Raw genomic sequence first — 17,564 nt, 5'->3', positions numbered from 1 at the left:
CCTCTGATTATTCACTATCTGATTTGCCTCCTGCAGGATTTTCTTCATAGCTTACGTCTATTCCCGCAAGTTCATAATATTCTTTTTTTAAGGCGTTATATTCTACTGTTCCCTCATTGAATTGATCATTTGCTTCTAGTACTTCCTGATAGCTGTTGTTAATTGTGTTTATTTGTTCTGTCAAGTCCTCTTGCTGTATGTCCTCTTGCTGCAGCATTGTATAGAGTTGTTCCTCTAACATAAGGGATTCTGTATAGGCATCATATAAAGCATAATAGGCACTATACCGGTTATTCATAACGTCAAACATGGTGGAGGCTGTATCTTTAACTTCCTGTTCTTCCAGATCGTCGATAAAATCCGCTGTCTTTGTAAATTCTACTTCGGAAGCTGCAATACTTTCTTTCTCTAGATCTATTTTCTCTGATCGCTGTTCAATAATTTCTATGGCCTGCTGTGATAGTTCTTGAATCTTTTCAAAATCTTCCATACCTAAGTTTATAATCTGACTGTATAACTCCTGTTCCTGTCTCTCCAGTTCGGTAATTTCTTTTTGCTGTTCTTCAAAGCCTTTCTCTAGCTCGACAGCTTCTTGTAAATGGCTATGTATTTTCTCCTCAGTTGACTCACTGCTACATGCAGATAAGAATGCAAGTAAACTTATGATAAGTACAAATAGTTTTCTTCTACGCAGCATTCGATATACCCCCTAAATTCCTGGTTGCATTTTTTTTATGTTTTTCAGTATAACATAAAATGAAATGTCTATATGGTATACTATACATTAATTTTAGGTTGTCCTAAAGGAATTCTATGATTAATATGACATAGTTATGCTAAAATAATAAATTGATGCGCACAGTGATATTCTACATGGAAAAGCATTTTTCATTCATCGGCGATGACTGAGTGCAAGATCATTCTTTAATTTTGTGTTCCAAGAAGCTATACTGCTTGCATGAAATGTGGAATAGAATTTAAAAGTAAAGAAAATTTTCGTATTAGGAGTGAAGAACATTTGATTACAATGAAAGATATCGTACGAGAAGGCCATCCATCATTAACAACAATTGCAGATCATGTTACTGTTCCTCTAGATAAGCAGAATAAAGACCTTCTAAATGACATGATTACCTTTTTGAAAAATAGTCAGGACGATGAAATTGCAAAGAAATACAACTTAAGAGCAGGTGTAGGTATAGCTGCCCCTCAACTAGGAATTAATAAACGGTTAATTTCAGTTCATTTTGAAGATTTAAATGGGAGTCTGTATAGCTACATGTTAGCGAATCCCAAAATCGTAAGTCATTCTGTCGAGAAAGCTTACCTCTCTTCAGGAGAAGGCTGTCTATCTGTCGACAGGAATGTTGAAGGCTATGTCCCACGATATGCTCGTATTACAGTTCGCGCAACCGACCTGGAGGGAAATGAATTAAAATTACGTCTAAAAGGATATGCAGCTATTATTTTTCAACATGAAATTGATCATTTGAATGGAATTATGTTTTATGACCACATAAATAAAAATAATCCTTTCTCAGTTCCTGAAAATGCGACCGTAATTGAATAAGAAATAGAAGAACAGCTACTATTAAGTAGCTGTTCTCTTTATCTTCAAAACGCTTATGTATAAGAATACATTCTTTGCAAAAAATACTGGAAACAGGCTTATGAGGTAATCTAATTTTAATCATTAATTTAATTTTTTCATATAAATAAAGTATTTTTATTCCAATATTACTCAAGTAGTACTATACTATAGATAAGAGGTTGGATCGGTAGGAACGTTTTTTGTTGCTTTTCTTAAATAATCGAAAGGAGATGTGTATCGCCATGTTAAAACGCCTAAAAGAAAAGCTTAAGAAACGCTGGAAAGACTTTTTAGGCCAAGGACGTGTACCTACAACTTGCAAAAAAGACTACCATTGATATATAACCATTCATACCCACACGTACCATAGTTCGTACGGAAGAACTAATTGACGGAAATAATGTATAGGAATTTTTTAATCCAAGTTATCGCTTTTTAAAGCATAGCTTAATTTACTAATCTTTAAATAGACATACCAGAAACCAGTTAGGAGAGATGAAATGATTTACAAAGTATTATATCACGAGTTTCAAAATGAAATACCGGTTCGAGAACGTACAAAAAGTGCTTATGTAGAAGCTGATTCTGAGCGTGAGGTACGCCAAAAAATCAATGATCGAAAATATAACATTGAATTTATCCAGCCTTTAAATGAGGCTCATCTAAATTACGAAAAACAATCAGAGAACTTTAAATTGGAGAATGTGTAATATGAAATTTGTAAAGAATGATCAAACAGCAGTTTTTGCATTAGGTGGATTAGGGGAAATTGGTAAGAATACCTATGGAGTACAATTCCAGGACGAGATAATTCTTATTGACGCAGGAATTAAATTTCCTGAAGATGAATTACTTGGAATCGACTATGTAATACCAGATTACACCTACATTGTACAAAACCAGGATAAAATTAAAGGTTTATTTATAACTCATGGACATGAGGATCATATTGGCGGAATTCCTTACCTTTTACGTGAAGCCAACATCCCCATCTATGCAGGAAAATTCGCAATGGGCTTAATAAGGAACAAGCTTGATGAACACGGCTTATTAAGAACTGCAAAATTAAATATAATTCAAGAAGACGATATTATTAAATTCCGAAAAACTTCCGTCAGCTTTTTCCGTACAACACACAGCATTCCTAATTCCTATGGTGTCGTCGTTAAAACACCACCTGGAAATATTGTGCAAACAGGTGACTTTAAGTTCGATTTTACTCCTATCGGTGAACCGGCCGATTTGACCAAAATGGCTGAAATAGGTAAAGAAGGCGTACTTTGCTTACTTTCAGATAGTACTAATAGTGAAATTCCAGGTTTTACTATGTCGGAGAGTGTTGTTGAAGGAAGTATAAATGAAATCTTTGGCCGTTCAAACGGTAGGTTAATTTTTGCAACTTTCGCCTCCAATATTTACCGATTACAACAGGTAGTATCTGCAGCCGTTAAGCACAACCGAAAAGTAGCTGTATTTGGCCGCAGTATGGAGTCAGCAATTAAGCTTGGACAAGAACTTGGGTATATACAAGCACCAAAAGAAACGTTTATAGAAGCAAATCAAATTAACCGTCTTCCAGCCCAGGATGTTACGATTCTTTGTACAGGCTCACAAGGCGAGCCCATGGCTGCTCTTTCTCGTATTGCAAACGGTACACACAGACAAATTCAAATTATACCTGGAGACACTGTAGTATTTTCATCATCCCCGATTCCAGGGAATAATGTAAGTGTCAGCAGAACAATCAATAAATTGTATCGTGCAGGCGCAGAAGTTATTCATGGTAAATTAAGTAACATCCATACATCCGGCCATGGTAGCCAGGAAGAACAAAAGCTAATGTTACGATTGATGAATCCGAAATACTTTATGCCGATCCATGGTGAGTATAGAATGCTTAAAGAGCATACCAAACTAGCCATAGAATGTGATGTAGAGCCTGAACATACGTTTGTGATGGATAATGGAGATGTACTTGCATTAGGAAAAGATAATGCCAGCATCGCCGGTAAAATCCCATCAGGAGCAATTTATGTTGATGGAAGTGGAATTGGTGATATTGGAAATATTGTACTGCGTGACCGTCGTATCTTGTCTCAAGAAGGATTAGTTATGGTCGTTGTCAGTATTAATATGAAAGAATTCAAAATAGCAGCAGGTCCGGATATCATATCACGTGGATTTGTTTATATGCGGGAATCAGAGGACTTGATTAATGAAGCACAAAAAATGGTATCTACTCATCTTAATAAGGTAATGGAAAGAAAGACTACTCAATGGTCTGAAATTAAAAATGAGATTACAGATACTATAGCACCATTTCTCTACGAAAAAACAAAGCGCAGACCAATGGTCTTACCAATAATAATGGAAGTTTAAAAGCGAAAGCAGCTAAAACAAAACTTTAAAGGTGACATGGCAGTTTTAAACACAGCCATGTCACCTTTAATTTTAATCATCAATTACAAGCTGTTTTTCGAAACGTGAAATATCTTTGTCGGATCCAATTACAATGAGGACATCCTCTTCACTTAAAACATCTTCTGCACTTGGGGACACGTTAATCTCTTTTCCTTGTTTAATTGCTACAACGTTACAGCCATAATTTGCTCGTATATCAAGATCAACTAATGTTTTCCCCAACATCTTTTTCCCTGCTTTTACTTCTACAATACTGTGATCATCAGATAATTCCAAGTAATCCAGAATATTATTAGAAATAATATTATGTGCAATACGTTTACCCATATCCCGCTCTGGGTGCACGACATGATCCGCACCAATTTTATTCAATATCTTCTCATGGTAATCATTCTGAGCCTTTACAGTAATCTTCTTTATTCCTAAATCAGTTAATATTACAGTAGTTAAGATACTCGCCTGAATATTATCTCCTATAGCAACAATGACATGATCAATATTTTTTATACCTAATTCTTTCAAAGAAGCTTCATCAGTGGAATCAGCAATCACTGCATGTGAAGCGATATTCTTATATTCATTTACTTTATCTTCGTCATTATCTATCGCTAACACCTGCATTCCTTCCAAGCTTAACTCACGACAAATACTTCCTCCAAATCTTCCTAATCCTATTACTGCGAACTCTTTTTTCATAAAACTTCCTCCATCAATATTTACTTAATTTAAGTCTACCACATTGTTTCAAATAAAGGATAGTGACTAGAAACAAAGAAGCAATTTCCCATTATAGAAATTGCTTCTTTGCAGTTTAGCTAAATCGCATCCAGCATTTGAAATTGTGATCTTACCAAACCGAAATACTCACCACGTTGCGCCATTAGCTCACTATGGCTTCCGTTTTCCAATACTTTCCCATTTTCCAATACAAATATATTATCCGCTTCTCTAATAGTTGATAGGCGGTGAGCAATAATAATTGCAGTTCTACCTTTCAGCAGTTTGCCGAGAGCCTTTTGGATTTTTACTTCTGTTTCTGTGTCGATACTTGCTGTAGCTTCATCAAGAATTAGAATACTGGGATCTGCCAGTAATGCTCTGGCAAACGACATTAATTGCCGCTCACCTGCGGACAGTACGTTTCCTCGTTCTTCCACCTCTGTGTTATATCCTTCAGCAAGTCGCTGGATAAAGTCATCTGCCCCCACTACTCTTGCAGCATCGATAACTTCCTGGTCTGTTGCATTAGGACGACCAAAACGTATATTTTCCAAAATAGTACCGGAAAAAATAAATGTATCCTGTAATACAACGCTGATCTTTTGGCGGATCGAATTCAATTTAACATCCCGCAAATCATATCCATCTATCTTAACAGTCCCCTTAGAAGGATCATAGAATCGGCTGATCAAGTTCGCGATGGTTGATTTACCACTTCCTGTATGACCTACTAGAGCAATCGTTTGACCCTGTTTTATTTCAACTGAAATTTCATGCAATGCAACTCTGTCCTCGTCATAAGAGAATTCCACCTTATCAAATTCAATATGGCCTGCCATCTCTTTGAACTCATGTGCATCGTCCTTTTCTTCTACGTTAGGCTGTTCATCGAGGTATTCGAATATTCGCTCTGATGCTGCCATAGCCATAAGTAATTGATTGTACATCTGACCAAGCCTTGAAATAGGTTCCCAAAACATGCCTAAGAAGAAGGCGAAGGAAACAAATGTTCCTAATTCAATACCACCATTATCTGGTCCCAATAAAATCAAATACGCTCCGTATGAAATTAGAATAACAGTACCAATCGCGTTACTCATTTCTACAAACGGACGAAATAAAGCACTTTTTTTGGTCGCTTGCCGCCAGCTTTGGTAATTGTCTTCATTAATTCCATTAAAAAATTCAGCGTTTTCCTTCTCTTGAGAAAATGATTGTGTTATACGCATTCCTTGTATACCCTCATTCAGATGGGAATTAAGTCGGGACTGTTGAATGCGCACGTCCTGCCAAGAACGTCTGATATTCCTTCTAAGTTTCGTAGATATATAAAACATAAGAGGTAATACAATCATAATTGCCAATGCTAACTTAGGACTTAGTGCAAATAGAATCACAATAATACCAATCAATGTAACAATGTCCATTAGTAAATTTATAATCCCATTAGTAAATAGTTCCTGTAATGAGTTAATATCATTCATAATTCGCACTAGTATTGAGCCCGCTGAACGGTTATCAAAAAACCTATGTGAAAGCCGCTGTACATGGGAGAAAAGATGCTGTCTTAAATCGAAGATGACATTTTGCCCTAAAATATTAACCCATTTTATTCGATATACGTTTCCTGCATAACTTACCAAGTATAATATCCCAATGCCGATAACCAGATATGTCAGCATTGTTACATCTTCATTTTTTATTGCGACGTCAATAGCAACCTTTCCTATAAGGATTGGTACAATCAGTCTTACCGCAGTTGAAACCATCATGGCAATAACTGCAGCAGGAAGATAGGTCTTGGAGTATGGTTTTAAATAGATCAGCAATCGCCACATTTGCTTCCAGTTAAAAGGCTTCTCAATTGCTGTATCCACTGTATAAGAGAAACGTTTTAAATGACGGCTTTTCTCTTTTTTACTTTTCGAAATAGTCAATGTTCGTCCCCCCTTTATTAATTTACTGCATTCATAATCTCTTCACGATCCTGATATTGAATATCATATATACGCTGGTAGGTTCCATTATTCCCAACTAAATGATCATGGGTACCTCTTTCTACAACTTTCCCGTCCTCAAGTACAATTATTTCATCTGCATGTTTTAATGAGGAAATCCGGTGAGCAATGATAAAGGAAGTTCTTCCCTTCATTACCTCTTTTAATGCTTTTTGTATTTTGAATTCTGTCTCCATATCTACTGCAGATGTAGCATCATCCAAAACTAAGATACTTGGATTAATACATATAGCTCTAGCTATTGCAATTCGCTGCTTCTGTCCCCCGGATAGCCCCATACCGCGTTCACCAAGCATGGTTTGATACCCATTCGGCATTTCCATAATAAACTCATGCGCTTGTGCCCTCTTTGCCGCATTAATAATCTGCTCATCAGACATATCTGGGTTACCATACGCAATGTTTTCTCGAATGGAGGTTGAAAATAAAAAGGGTTCCTGTAAAACAAAACCGATACTGCTGCGTAAGGATTTCAGCTTATAATCAGAGACAGGTCTTCCATCCACCAATACATCGCCTCTTTCGGGTTCATAAAAACGGGTGATTAATTGAGTGACACTGGTTTTTCCCGATCCTGTAGCACCAATTAAACCGATAACCTTTCCTGGAGGAGCATCAAAGCTAATGTTTTTCAGTGCAGAATCATCATCCTTCGTATAGGTTAAAGTTACATCATTAAAAGTCACATGCCCCTTAATTTCAGTGGCTATGGCATCATCTTTTTCAACAATATCTTCCTCTGCCTCCAGTATTTCAAGTAATCTCTCAGCTGAGGCTTTCGATTGAGAAAACAGATTAATAACAAACCCAAGGTTCATAAGTGGCCCCATAATATACCAGACTAAACTGAAGAATGCGACCAGTTCACCAAGTGAAAGTCCCCCATTTATAACTAAGTATCCGCCAAACGCAAGTAGGGCTACTGCACATACGTTTCCGATAAACTCCATCATTGGAAAATACTTTGACCAAATTGACGCAGTTTTAAGATAATTCTGGCGATAGTCGTCATTACTGGAAGAAAATCTTCCTATTTCAAAGTCTTCTCTTGATAGTGATTTAACCGTATTCATACCACTAATGTTTTCTTGCACCCGTGTATTTAATTGACCAAAAGACTTTCTGATCTTTCGAAATGCTGGGTGCACACGGCGGTCAAAACGATATACCACCACACCTAACAGTGGCATTGCAGCCATTGTAACGAGCGCCAGTGGGATCGAAAAATAAAACATGACGCTTAAACTTAATACGATTAACAATGTGATGCGAATCAGCTCCGCAAACCCTAAAGACAGAAAAAAGCGAAATCCATCAACGTCTGCTGTTAACCGCGACATAATATCACCTGTTTTAGCATTATCATAATACTTGAACGATAACACGTGAAGCTTCTCATATAAGGCATCACGCATCTTGTAAACTGTAGTAATACCAAACAAATCACCTAAATACTGATGATAGTAAGTTGCAAATCCTTTTATAATCATTAATACTAAAAAAATGATGCATATATATGGTATTAAATAATATTGATCGGCCAATACCACATTATCAATGGTTTGTTGTAAAACGATTGGATAGACTACTGTAATTGCAGTTACAAAGAATAAAAAAAACAGTGATAAGAAAAAATACTTTCTGTATGGCCAATAAAAATGCTTTAGTTTTTTAAATGTATGCACATTGTTCCCTCCCCCGGTTTATGTTTTCCAATAACTACTAATATAACGGGTTCCGAAATAAATATCTACTCTTTTAACTTAATTTTTTAAATTATTTTCAAATTACATTTACCCAAAACAAAAACCCTTGTTTCTACAACAAGGGCCTTTGGAAACAAGTACTATTCTTTTATTCCTAAAACGCGGTTAACACGCTTTCGCAGCATTTTCATGCCTCCGCCGCCTGCTTGAAAATGTCTTAATTTCCCTTCCTCATCAAACACATAATATGCAGGTACATACTGGTTATCAAAAGCATCGGTTAATTTATGGTCATTATCAACAAAGATCGGCTGAGAAATATCATGTTCTTTTGCAACGCTTTCTATATCTTCCAGGTCCAGGTCTTTTTCAGAACGAGGCATATGAACCGCAATCACGTTAAGATCTTCTTTATATTCATCGCGAAATTCATTTACATTTGGCATTGCTTCTTTACATAGTCCACAACTTACAGACCAGAAGTGAATTAATGTTGGTTTATTGCCAACTAAATCCTTCTTTTCAATTGCACTGCTGTTAAACCATTCTGTTGCCCCTTCAAGCTCAGGCATTTGATCTCTTAATTTCATGGTTACTACCTCCTGAATATATCATCAAAAAAGAGCTGACTCTGACAAAGATCTTTTCTTTGCTTCAAAGAAATATTCCTTATTAGTTGAGCCAGCTGTTTTTTATTATCTCATATTATTAAATTTTATTTAGAATGTTCCTTATAGTGTTTCTTGGCCTGGTTTCCAGTTTGCCGGGCAAAGTCCACCAGTTTGCAATGCTTGTAGAACACGTAACGTTTCATCGACATCACGGCCGATGTTATTATGAAATACAGTTTGATACTGCAATTCACCTTCTGGGTTCACAATAAATAGACCACGTAAAGCGATACCTTCATCTTCAATTAAAACACCATACTCCTGTGACACAACATGGTTTGTATCTGCAGCCAATGGATACTCTAAAATGCCCAAACCATTCTCGTCACGCGCAGTGTTAATCCACGCTTTATGCGTGTGGATAGTATCTGTTGATACACCAATAACTTCTGCATCCAGATCTTCAAACTCGTCATATCTATCTGACATTGCAGTGATTTCAGTTGGACAAACAAATGTGAAGTCCATTGGATAGAAGAAAAGTACTGTCCATTTGTCATTCTTCATATTTTCTTCTAAACTTACTTTGCCAAATTCTTTGTTTGGCATAACAGCATCCATCTCAAATCGAGGTGCTTGTTTTCCTACCATTCTTTCTGCCATGAATAATCCCTCCAACTATATTAACTAGTTCCACAACTGTAAGTATAAGTAATCTATCAGGTAAGTTCAACTAATAGGGTTTCTAAGTAATAAGATTTCAATTATTTGTCGCACTAATTTGTCACAATGAGAATGCTTTAACTAGTATGCCCCTCTATAACAGAAACCAATAATAATAACAGTAAAAAGTTACTCTTTTATTAAGGTGACTAATTGGTATATTTTTAATCCGTTTGTTATCCTAATTCTAGTTTCAACTTTATAGAAAGAAAGGAGCAGTTTGCTTGAATATAGCAGGAATAGATTTTGATCTTACAGAAATCGCAAGCTTCTTAATACCACTAGCACTTAAAGTGGGTATCCTTGCTTTGGCTTTTTTCATACTAGTCCCCATTGGGAAAAAGTTGGTTAAAAAAACAATTCAAAGAGCTGGTAAGAATGAAAAAATTTCCCCCAGCCGTGTGAAAACTCTTGAAAAACTTTTACTTAACCTATTTTCCTATACCATGATATTCCTGTTTATCGTTATGCTTTTCGCCATATTAGAAATTCCAATTGGCCCATTGTTGGCTGGTGCGGGGATCGTTGGTTTGGCAATTGGCTTTGGTGCGCAGGGTATTGTCAGCGATGTTGTAACAGGCTTTTTCATCTTACTTGAGAGGCAATTGGAAATTGACGACTATGTAACGGCTGGAGGTTTCGATGGAATTGTCGAAGAAGTTGGTTTAAGAACAACAAAGATCCGCAGTTTTGACGGAACGCTTAATTTTGTCCCTAACCGTCACATTGAAGGGGTTGCCAATCATTCTCGTGGGAATATGAGAGCGTTGGTAGACATTGGAATTAGTTATGATGTTAATATCGATGAAGCAATTGCTGTGTTGGAAAAAGTATGTGTGGAGTTTGAATCAGACGAACGCTTTAAAGAGGGTCCTAATGCCATCGGTGTACAAAGTATTAATTCTTCTGATATTGCACTACGTGTAGTAGGTCAAACAGAAAATGGATTGCAATGGGAATGTGAAAGAGACATGCGCAAACGAATCAAAGAATCGTTTGATCGTGCAGGGATCGACATTCCATATGAACACCAAGTTATCGTTTTAAAGCAGGATAAATAAGTCGTTAATCAAATAATCCACGTCTTACTTGACGTGGATTATTCTTATTGTTGGAATCTTTTTAGCTTAATTTTTCATTTACGATTTGAGTAATATCTTCTGCATTATGGCCAGCAGCATTAATAACGGGACCCGCTATACTTGTGGTAGCCATTCCCATTACATCCTTATCCTGCCCGGAAATGATACAGCAATCACAATAAGCTGCATCTTCTGCAGAGCGCAGATCAACAACCTCATGTCCCATCTCCATTAACGCCTCTTTCACATCAGTTAAAGTACCTTCAACTCCAATACGAGCCATTTGGTCCGCCTCCTATATATATGAATGTCTCGTATATAGTTTTTACTATAGAGTGAAAGATATGCAACGAATGATTTTCAGAGAGCTGTAATGGTATTAATTACCGAGCGAACCCCTAATTCAAGTGCATCCTCATTAGGGCTTAGTTGTGCACTATGAAGACCATGTGAAGAATCCACGCCAAGCCAGAACATAAAACCGGGTATTTCTTTGAGCATGTATCCAAAATCTTCCCCTGTCATTGCTTCATTAGCAAGGCGATAGGTAATACCATGGGTTTCCATTGTTTGTTTGAATTTCTCCACCCATTGGGAATGATTAAATACTTGATAGTAATTTGCGCCATAATCAACTTCTATAGAGCAATCATAACTAATTTCGAACCCACGGATGAGCCTTTCCAGCTTTTCTTTAACTGTATAGATTGTATTCGGGTCTAGTGTCCGAATTGTTCCTTCCAATCTTGCTGTCTCTGCTATTGCATTCTGTACAAAACCACTCTCCATCTTTCCAATGGTAACTACAGCACTTTCAAGCGGATCAATTCCTCTTGATACAATCTGCTGTAATTGAACAATAAAGTTACTCGCAGCAACAGCCATATCTTTAGTTAAGTGAGGATAAGCTGCATGACCTCCCTTACCCAGGAAATCAATAAATAATTCACTTGTGTTTGCAAATAACAATCCTGGCTTACTCGAAACTGTACCAACTGGCAGCTCAGGTGCTATATGTAAGGCAAAAACTACATCAGGCTTCCATTTTTTAAATTCATTGGATTGCATCATTGGTAAAGCCCCACCAGGACCCTCTTCTGCTGGTTGAAATATAAAAAGCACCGTGTCATTTATTGGATGCTCTATGAAGTGTTTTAGAACTCCTAAAGCAATAGTCATATGAAAATCATGGCCACAGGCATGCATCCTGCCATCATGAACAGATTTAAACGCGTAGTCTGTTTGTTCTGTAATTGGTAAGCCATCTATATCACTGCGAAATCCAATCGTTTTATTGGGAGATAATCCAGAAACTCGTACGAGAATCCCTGTTTTCCAACACTGGACCTCTACACGATCTGTTTTAATTTGATTAATTTTACCCAGCAAATACGCCTGTGTTTTAACTTCTCGAAAACCCAATTCAGGAATTTGATGTAACTCTCTTCTTATTTTTTGTAACATAGAAATAGTCATTAGTATCCCTGCTTAGTTATCTAATTTTCGTAGCTCATGCTTGATTTCTGTTTTTGTCTTTGTATTTTCATCAATTTCTTTTAGCACTTTCGCTGGTGTCCCTGCTACTAATGTATTTGGCGCAACATCCTTTGTAACAATAGCGCCAGCAGCCACAATTGCTCCTTTTCCAACGGTAACTCCTTCCAGAACTACCACGTTTGCTCCAATAACAACATCATCTTCAATGATTACCGGTTTTGCTGAAGGAGGTTCGATGACTCCTGCGAGTACAGTACCTGCACCAATATGGCAGTTTTTCCCTACTGTTGCACGCCCACCTAGAACTGCATTCATATCTATCATTGTTCCAGCACCGACAACAGCACCAATGTTGATCATCGATCCCATCATAATAACGCAACCATCACCAATCTCCACTTGATCCCGAATAACAGCACCTGGTTCAATTCGAGCATTTACCCCTTTAAGGTCAAGCAGCGGTATAGCTGAATTCCTGCGGTCATTCTCTATAACATAATCGGTAATTACTGTCTTATTCGTTTCTAAGAATTGGTTAATTACGTTCCATTCGCCGAATAACACACCGCTACTATTTTCAACGAATGCCTGAATAGTTTCATCATAATTTAATGTATTCAGATTTTCACCTTTAATGTACACCTTCACCGGTGTACTCTTTTTACTATTTGAGATAAAGCTGATAATTTCATTTGCATCCATCATTTTCACTGTCAATTCCTCCTAATACGTGATTCCTTTACTTTAGCAGACAGTTTTTTTACTAGCAATAAATAACCCCTTTTAGAACAAAATCGCAGGGCTCCCGGTTAGGGACGTACGGGCTGCGACCGCCCACCCGAGGGTGGATCGACGTAGTCGATCTTATCGGCACTAGGACGTCCTGGGACTGCGCGCTGCTCGTCCCACCGAAAACATTAATCCGTCGAATCTGAACGTGGCTGTTTAAGTGTAAGAATTAATTGCAGCCAAAATTTTATACTCCCGATTTCTTTAAAAAAACATCCCTGCAAACCAATGGTTAGCAAGGATAAATAATCATATAGTTTGCTATAGGTCAGTTGTGTATATATCTCGTTTTAATTGCTTAAGAATCGCTCTTCTTGTTAAAATCCCATCAAAGTAACCTTCCTTATCAGCAACACAGACAAACGGGTGATTAATTATAGCGTTTAAACCCTTCATAAAGGAATCTTCACCGGACAAACAAGGGATCTCTGTATTCATCACTTCATGCACTCGCATATCAGAAAGTTTCTCGATTTCAAAACGCTCCAGCCCTAGAATTTGATTTAAAATGATCGTCTTGCCTACTACTCCTACCAGTTTATAGGAAGCATCCAGTACGGGTACTGCCGAATACCCAGACTTCACCAACACTAACAATGCGTGTTCCAAGGGATTATTAACCTGTACATGCGCGACCTTTTCAGATGAGATCATCAAGTCACCAACTTTAATATCAGTTAACTTTTTATCTTGTGTTAAACTCATAATAAAACGCCCCTTTTAATTCACTTTACTATTTATTTCATTTCATTTTCATTCTCTTGAAGATATATTTCCTATTTTTTAAAAAATTCTTCTATAAACAGTTTACCATAATTATTGAGGAAGAAAAATTGATACTTCTTACTTGAAATAATTAAAAACAAATACTACAACATAGCCATATGATTCTACTAGTTCGCCTCAATTAAAATATTTAAAACAATTACACCTTGTTAAAATTCATGGATCACGTCACCACCCAAATCATACGCGCATCCTTTTTTGAAGCTTCCTGTTAATTTTCACCTTTATGATAGTGGAAGCTATTGGCTGTGTGCTTATTAATAGTTTAGCTTTATTATCTGATGCCGGTAGAAGAATCCCTTCATAGTATAGAAAGAGTAGAGGAAATACATGACCTGCATATATGGTCAATAACTTCCGGTTTCCAGACGTTGAGCTGCCATCTAGTTGGTTACTGACTCAATAGATCGATCTGTTATTAAAACAAGCAAATGGAAAACTGACTTTACTATTTCCCACTGCACTATACAAATTGAAGGCTTGAATACACACAATCCATGTAAACTGTAATTCCTGTATTTAATTTACATTGTTATCCCATGTCAAACTACGCAGCTGCTCATTATATTTATATGATGAAATAGGAGAAGGTTTCTAATGAAAATACACACTTTTACCAAAAAAGGAGAAATTGTTAATGCCAATTACCCACGGCATAGGTGCAGTATTAAGTACAGCAGGATTAATTTTGTTAATTTTATTTTCGGCACGAAGTGGAAAACTCATGGCAAATAGCCTCTGTCACTATCTTTGGCAGTACGATGCTGTTCATGTATCTTGCTTGCACCGTCGTACATAGCCTGCCGCAAGGAAAATGGACGATTTTTTGGAATAGTTGATTCATTCCGCTTACCTATTTATTGCCGGATCTTACACGCCTTTATTACTTGTTTATTTGCTAGCGAAAATGGGATGGGTTCTCTTTGGAGTTATTAGGGGAATTGCATTCATTGGAATAGTCTTCAAGATATGTGGTTTAAATAAATGGAGCGCGTTCTCTTGTAAATGTGAACACGCTCTGTTTAATGGGTGCAAGTTAAAAAGGGAACTGATTAAGCCATTGACCTCCGTCCATCGTTACTACCTCTCCATTTATGTAAGCAGCTTTATCTGATAATAAGAAATGAGCAAGATCTGCAATTTCTTCCGGATTTCCCAAACGCTGCAAAGGCACAGATCTTATCGTTCGCTCAGCGGCTTTCTCCGATTCAAATAATTTATCAGCACCACCTGTTCGTTCAATTGGACCTGGCGCGATAGCATTAACTCGAATCCCGTACTTCGTTCCCCACTCCACAGCCAATGTGCGGGTCATATTCAAAACTCCCGCTTTGGCTGCTGATGAATGAATTACTCCAGCTCCAGCATTCCAAGCATAAGTTGCAACCATGTTTAAAATTGTTCCCTTTCTCCCGTTGTCGATCCAGTACTTGCCAACTTCCCTACTGCAGTAAAACGTTCCATTTAGGACAATGTCAATTACAGAATTCCAACCATTAATGGAAAGGTCTTCAGCTGTAGTTATAAAGTTTCCTGCAGCATTATTTACTAAATGATCAATATTACCATACTTCTCAACAGTCTTCTCTACCATTCTCTCGACATCTTCTGGATTTCTGACATCCATAGGGACAATATATATTTCTCCCATACCATGCTTCATTATATCTTCTTTTGCTATTTTAAGTTTATCTTCATTCCTTCCGGTTATAACAACATTTGCACCTTCTTTTGCAAACTTTTCTGCCATATACTTCCCCATACCGCTGGAACTGCCTGTCACAATTACTGTTTTATTGTTCATATGGTCCTCCTTAATAAAGTATTAATCTCCTATAATAATATTCATTGTATGTTACGGTGTCAAAAAATACAGATAATTACAACAATACAATTTCACTAATATTCACCAGCATACATGCTATAATTCTAGTATAAAAGAAATGTAACGTTAGAAAGGTTTGAAAGGAATGAATAGAAGATCCTTCTTAAAGAAAGCTGCAGGAAGTTTATTGGCGTTAGTAGGTCTGAGCGGTGGGACATATTACTACGCACGGGAAATTGAACCTACTCTACTTGAAATAAATAACGAAATAATTACTTCCAATAAAATTTCACCTGCATTCAACAATTTTAAAATTGTACAATTTTCAGATACACACATAGGTTTTCATTATACAAACGAGCAATTTAAAGAATTGGTAACAAAAATAAATAAACAAAATCCAGATATAGTTGTGTTTACCGGCGATCTTGTCGATGAACCCCACCAGTTTGATTGGAATTACGACCTGGTTGAATCATTACGCTCACTAAAAGCAAACCATGGGAAATTCTGGATTTACGGTAATCATGACCATGGAGGGTACGGCACAGAAATAATTCAAAGCGTTATGGATCAATCTGGATTCACATTGTTAAAAAACAATCACACAACTATTGAGTTAGATAGTGAACGCATAGTTCTTGCAGGTATAGACGATGTAATGCTTGGTCAGCCTGATATAGAAGCCGCTTTGGATAATGTGAATCCCGACTTATTTACTATTTTGTTAGCACATGAACCGGATATTGCTGACACGGCTGTTAATTTCTCTGTGGATGTTCAGTTATCAGGACACAGTCATGGAGGTCAAGTCCGCTTTCCTTTTGTCGGACACCTCTATACCCCAGCTTATGCTGAAAAATATGTACAGGGAAAATACGAATTGGGAGGAGAAAAACTCACTCTGTATGTAAATAGAGGAATTGGAACAACTCGATTACCTTATCGTTTTTTGTGTAAACCAGAAATTTACTCCTTTACATTGGAAAGTGGTAAGCAGATGTAACCTCCCCCATTGATCTGAAAATCAAAGTCTAAGTACCACAAGAAAAGGAATATTACTATTTCAAGGAGGATATAAAGTATTTATTCCAGTTGGATGATACATAAAACTACCTATTATTAACGTTAACATTTTGTACATGGTATTTTTAATTTTGCCATGCTACACTTGATACGATTTCATATAGATGGAGGATGTACATATGTTAAAAAAGTACAAACTTGTTTTACCATTACTTCTATTACTTATCATTCTGGCAGCATGCGGAGATGATTATGAAGGAGATTTCTCATATCCAATCCAGGATTTCTCATTTACAAATCAGGATGGTGATACAGTTAGCAAAAGTGATTTGGATGGGGAGTTTTGGGTTGCAAACTTTATATTCACAAACTGTGATACTGTTTGTCCACCAATGACTTCTAACATGGCTAGATTACAAAATCAATTAGATGAAGCTGGATTAGACAGTGTACAATTAATTTCATTCAGTGTCGATCCGGAAAACGATACACCAGAAGCATTAAAAGAATTTGCAGAATCCCGGAAAGCTTCTTTTCACAATTGGAACTTCCTTACAGGTTATGAATTTGAGGAAATAAAAGAATTCTCAATAAAATCGTTTAAATCACCATTAGAGAAAGTAGCCGATTCCGATCAAATGATGCATGGCGTAAGTTTCTTTGTAATATCACCCGAAGGTAATGCAATAACTCGTTATACTGGTACACAGCCAGCTGAAATGGAAAGAATTGTTCAAGACATCAAAGAAATGTATTAACCAATAATTTT

18 protein-coding genes and 1 pseudogene are annotated in these 17,564 nt (G+C 36.9%); 8 read left to right on the top strand and 11 right to left on the bottom strand.

The window, feature by feature from the left end:
* Positions 1-7 precede the first annotated feature (7 nt).
* Positions 8-697: a YkyA family protein gene (locus tag QGM71_RS21300; protein ID WP_327609565.1), complete on the bottom strand. Its 690-nt coding sequence runs from the start codon at positions 695-697 to the stop codon at positions 8-10.
* 321 nt (positions 698-1,018) lie between these two features.
* Here QGM71_RS21300 and def point away from each other — a divergent pair, with 321 nt between their 5' ends.
* The 3 genes from def (at position 1,019) to rnjA (ending at position 3,970) form a co-directional block, all read left to right on the top strand.
* The gene (gene def / locus QGM71_RS21295; protein WP_327609564.1) at positions 1,019-1,570 is read left to right on the top strand and encodes a peptide deformylase; all 552 of its coding nucleotides are present in this window, start codon (positions 1,019-1,021) and stop codon (positions 1,568-1,570) included.
* A 521-nt stretch (positions 1,571-2,091) separates the two neighbouring features.
* The gene (locus QGM71_RS21290; RefSeq protein ID WP_327609563.1) at positions 2,092-2,301 is read left to right on the top strand and encodes a DNA-dependent RNA polymerase subunit epsilon; all 210 of its coding nucleotides are present in this window, start codon (positions 2,092-2,094) and stop codon (positions 2,299-2,301) included.
* A gap of 1 nt (position 2,302) precedes the next feature.
* On the top strand, positions 2,303-3,970 hold the full coding sequence (rnjA, locus tag QGM71_RS21285; RefSeq protein WP_327609562.1) for a ribonuclease J1: 1,668 nt from the start codon (positions 2,303-2,305) through the stop codon (positions 3,968-3,970).
* Positions 3,971-4,042: 72 nt separating this feature from the next.
* Here rnjA and QGM71_RS21280 read toward each other — a convergent pair whose 3' ends face one another.
* From QGM71_RS21280 to QGM71_RS21260, 5 genes are all read right to left on the bottom strand, one after another.
* Positions 4,043-4,708 carry a potassium channel family protein gene (locus tag QGM71_RS21280; protein WP_327609561.1) on the bottom strand — a complete coding sequence of 222 codons (666 nt, stop codon included), beginning with the start codon at positions 4,706-4,708 and terminating at the stop codon, positions 4,043-4,045.
* 119 nt (positions 4,709-4,827) lie between these two features.
* Positions 4,828-6,663, bottom strand: coding sequence for an ABC transporter ATP-binding protein (locus QGM71_RS21275; protein ID WP_327609566.1), 1,836 nt, complete (start codon positions 6,661-6,663; stop codon positions 4,828-4,830).
* Positions 6,664-6,686: 23 nt separating this feature from the next.
* Positions 6,687-8,435, bottom strand: coding sequence for an ABC transporter ATP-binding protein (locus tag QGM71_RS21270; RefSeq protein WP_327609560.1), 1,749 nt, complete (start codon positions 8,433-8,435; stop codon positions 6,687-6,689).
* A 161-nt stretch (positions 8,436-8,596) separates the two neighbouring features.
* Positions 8,597-9,046: a redoxin domain-containing protein gene (locus QGM71_RS21265; protein ID WP_327609559.1), complete on the bottom strand. Its 450-nt coding sequence runs from the start codon at positions 9,044-9,046 to the stop codon at positions 8,597-8,599.
* Between the two features lie 141 nt (positions 9,047-9,187).
* The gene (locus QGM71_RS21260) at positions 9,188-9,730 is read right to left on the bottom strand and encodes a peroxiredoxin (RefSeq protein ID WP_327609558.1); all 543 of its coding nucleotides are present in this window, start codon (positions 9,728-9,730) and stop codon (positions 9,188-9,190) included.
* A gap of 284 nt (positions 9,731-10,014) precedes the next feature.
* Here QGM71_RS21260 and QGM71_RS21255 point away from each other — a divergent pair, with 284 nt between their 5' ends.
* Positions 10,015-10,851 (top strand): mechanosensitive ion channel family protein, encoded by an 837-nt coding sequence (locus QGM71_RS21255; RefSeq protein ID WP_327609557.1) that lies wholly within the window; start codon positions 10,015-10,017, stop codon positions 10,849-10,851.
* A gap of 61 nt (positions 10,852-10,912) precedes the next feature.
* Here QGM71_RS21255 and QGM71_RS21250 read toward each other — a convergent pair whose 3' ends face one another.
* The 4 genes from QGM71_RS21250 to cbpB all read right to left on the bottom strand — a co-directional run bounded on the left by QGM71_RS21250 (position 10,913) and on the right by cbpB (position 13,863).
* Positions 10,913-11,155 carry a YkuS family protein gene (locus QGM71_RS21250; RefSeq protein WP_327609556.1) on the bottom strand — a complete coding sequence of 81 codons (243 nt, stop codon included), beginning with the start codon at positions 11,153-11,155 and terminating at the stop codon, positions 10,913-10,915.
* Between the two features lie 77 nt (positions 11,156-11,232).
* Positions 11,233-12,348, bottom strand: coding sequence for an N-acetyldiaminopimelate deacetylase (locus tag QGM71_RS21245; RefSeq protein ID WP_327609555.1), 1,116 nt, complete (start codon positions 12,346-12,348; stop codon positions 11,233-11,235).
* Between the two features lie 12 nt (positions 12,349-12,360).
* Complete coding sequence (dapD, locus tag QGM71_RS21240; protein WP_327609554.1) at positions 12,361-13,080, bottom strand: 2,3,4,5-tetrahydropyridine-2,6-dicarboxylate N-acetyltransferase; 720 nt, start codon at positions 13,078-13,080, stop codon at positions 12,361-12,363.
* Positions 13,081-13,419: 339 nt separating this feature from the next.
* Entirely contained in the window at positions 13,420-13,863 is a 444-nt protein-coding gene (gene cbpB / locus QGM71_RS21235) for a cyclic-di-AMP-binding protein CbpB (protein ID WP_327609553.1), read from the bottom strand.
* A gap of 235 nt (positions 13,864-14,098) precedes the next feature.
* Here cbpB and QGM71_RS21230 point away from each other — a divergent pair.
* Together QGM71_RS21230 and QGM71_RS21225 are read left to right on the top strand one after the other, a co-directional pair.
* Positions 14,099-14,242: pseudogene (locus QGM71_RS21230) on the top strand (cation transporter); the annotation flags it as partial.
* A gap of 339 nt (positions 14,243-14,581) precedes the next feature.
* Positions 14,582-14,743: a hypothetical protein gene (locus tag QGM71_RS21225; protein ID WP_327609552.1), complete on the top strand. Its 162-nt coding sequence runs from the start codon at positions 14,582-14,584 to the stop codon at positions 14,741-14,743.
* 237 nt (positions 14,744-14,980) lie between these two features.
* Here QGM71_RS21225 and fadH read toward each other — a convergent pair whose 3' ends face one another.
* A complete protein-coding gene (gene fadH / locus QGM71_RS21220) occupies positions 14,981-15,748 on the bottom strand; it encodes a 2,4-dienoyl-CoA reductase (RefSeq protein WP_327609551.1) in 768 nt (255 codons plus the stop codon).
* Positions 15,749-15,914: 166 nt separating this feature from the next.
* Between fadH and QGM71_RS21215 the strand changes: the two genes are divergently transcribed.
* Complete coding sequence (locus QGM71_RS21215) at positions 15,915-16,775, top strand: metallophosphoesterase (RefSeq protein WP_327609550.1); 861 nt, start codon at positions 15,915-15,917, stop codon at positions 16,773-16,775.
* 199 nt (positions 16,776-16,974) lie between these two features.
* Entirely contained in the window at positions 16,975-17,553 is a 579-nt protein-coding gene (locus tag QGM71_RS21210) for an SCO family protein (protein WP_327609549.1), read from the top strand.
* The last annotated feature ends 11 nt before the right edge of the window (positions 17,554-17,564 follow it).

Source organism: Virgibacillus tibetensis (assembly GCF_036026595.1).
GTDB lineage: Bacteria > Bacillota > Bacilli > Bacillales > Amphibacillaceae > Virgibacillus_P > Virgibacillus_P tibetensis.
Note: the sequence above shows the minus strand (reverse complement) of the source record. Positions and strands in the feature narration are given on the sequence as shown.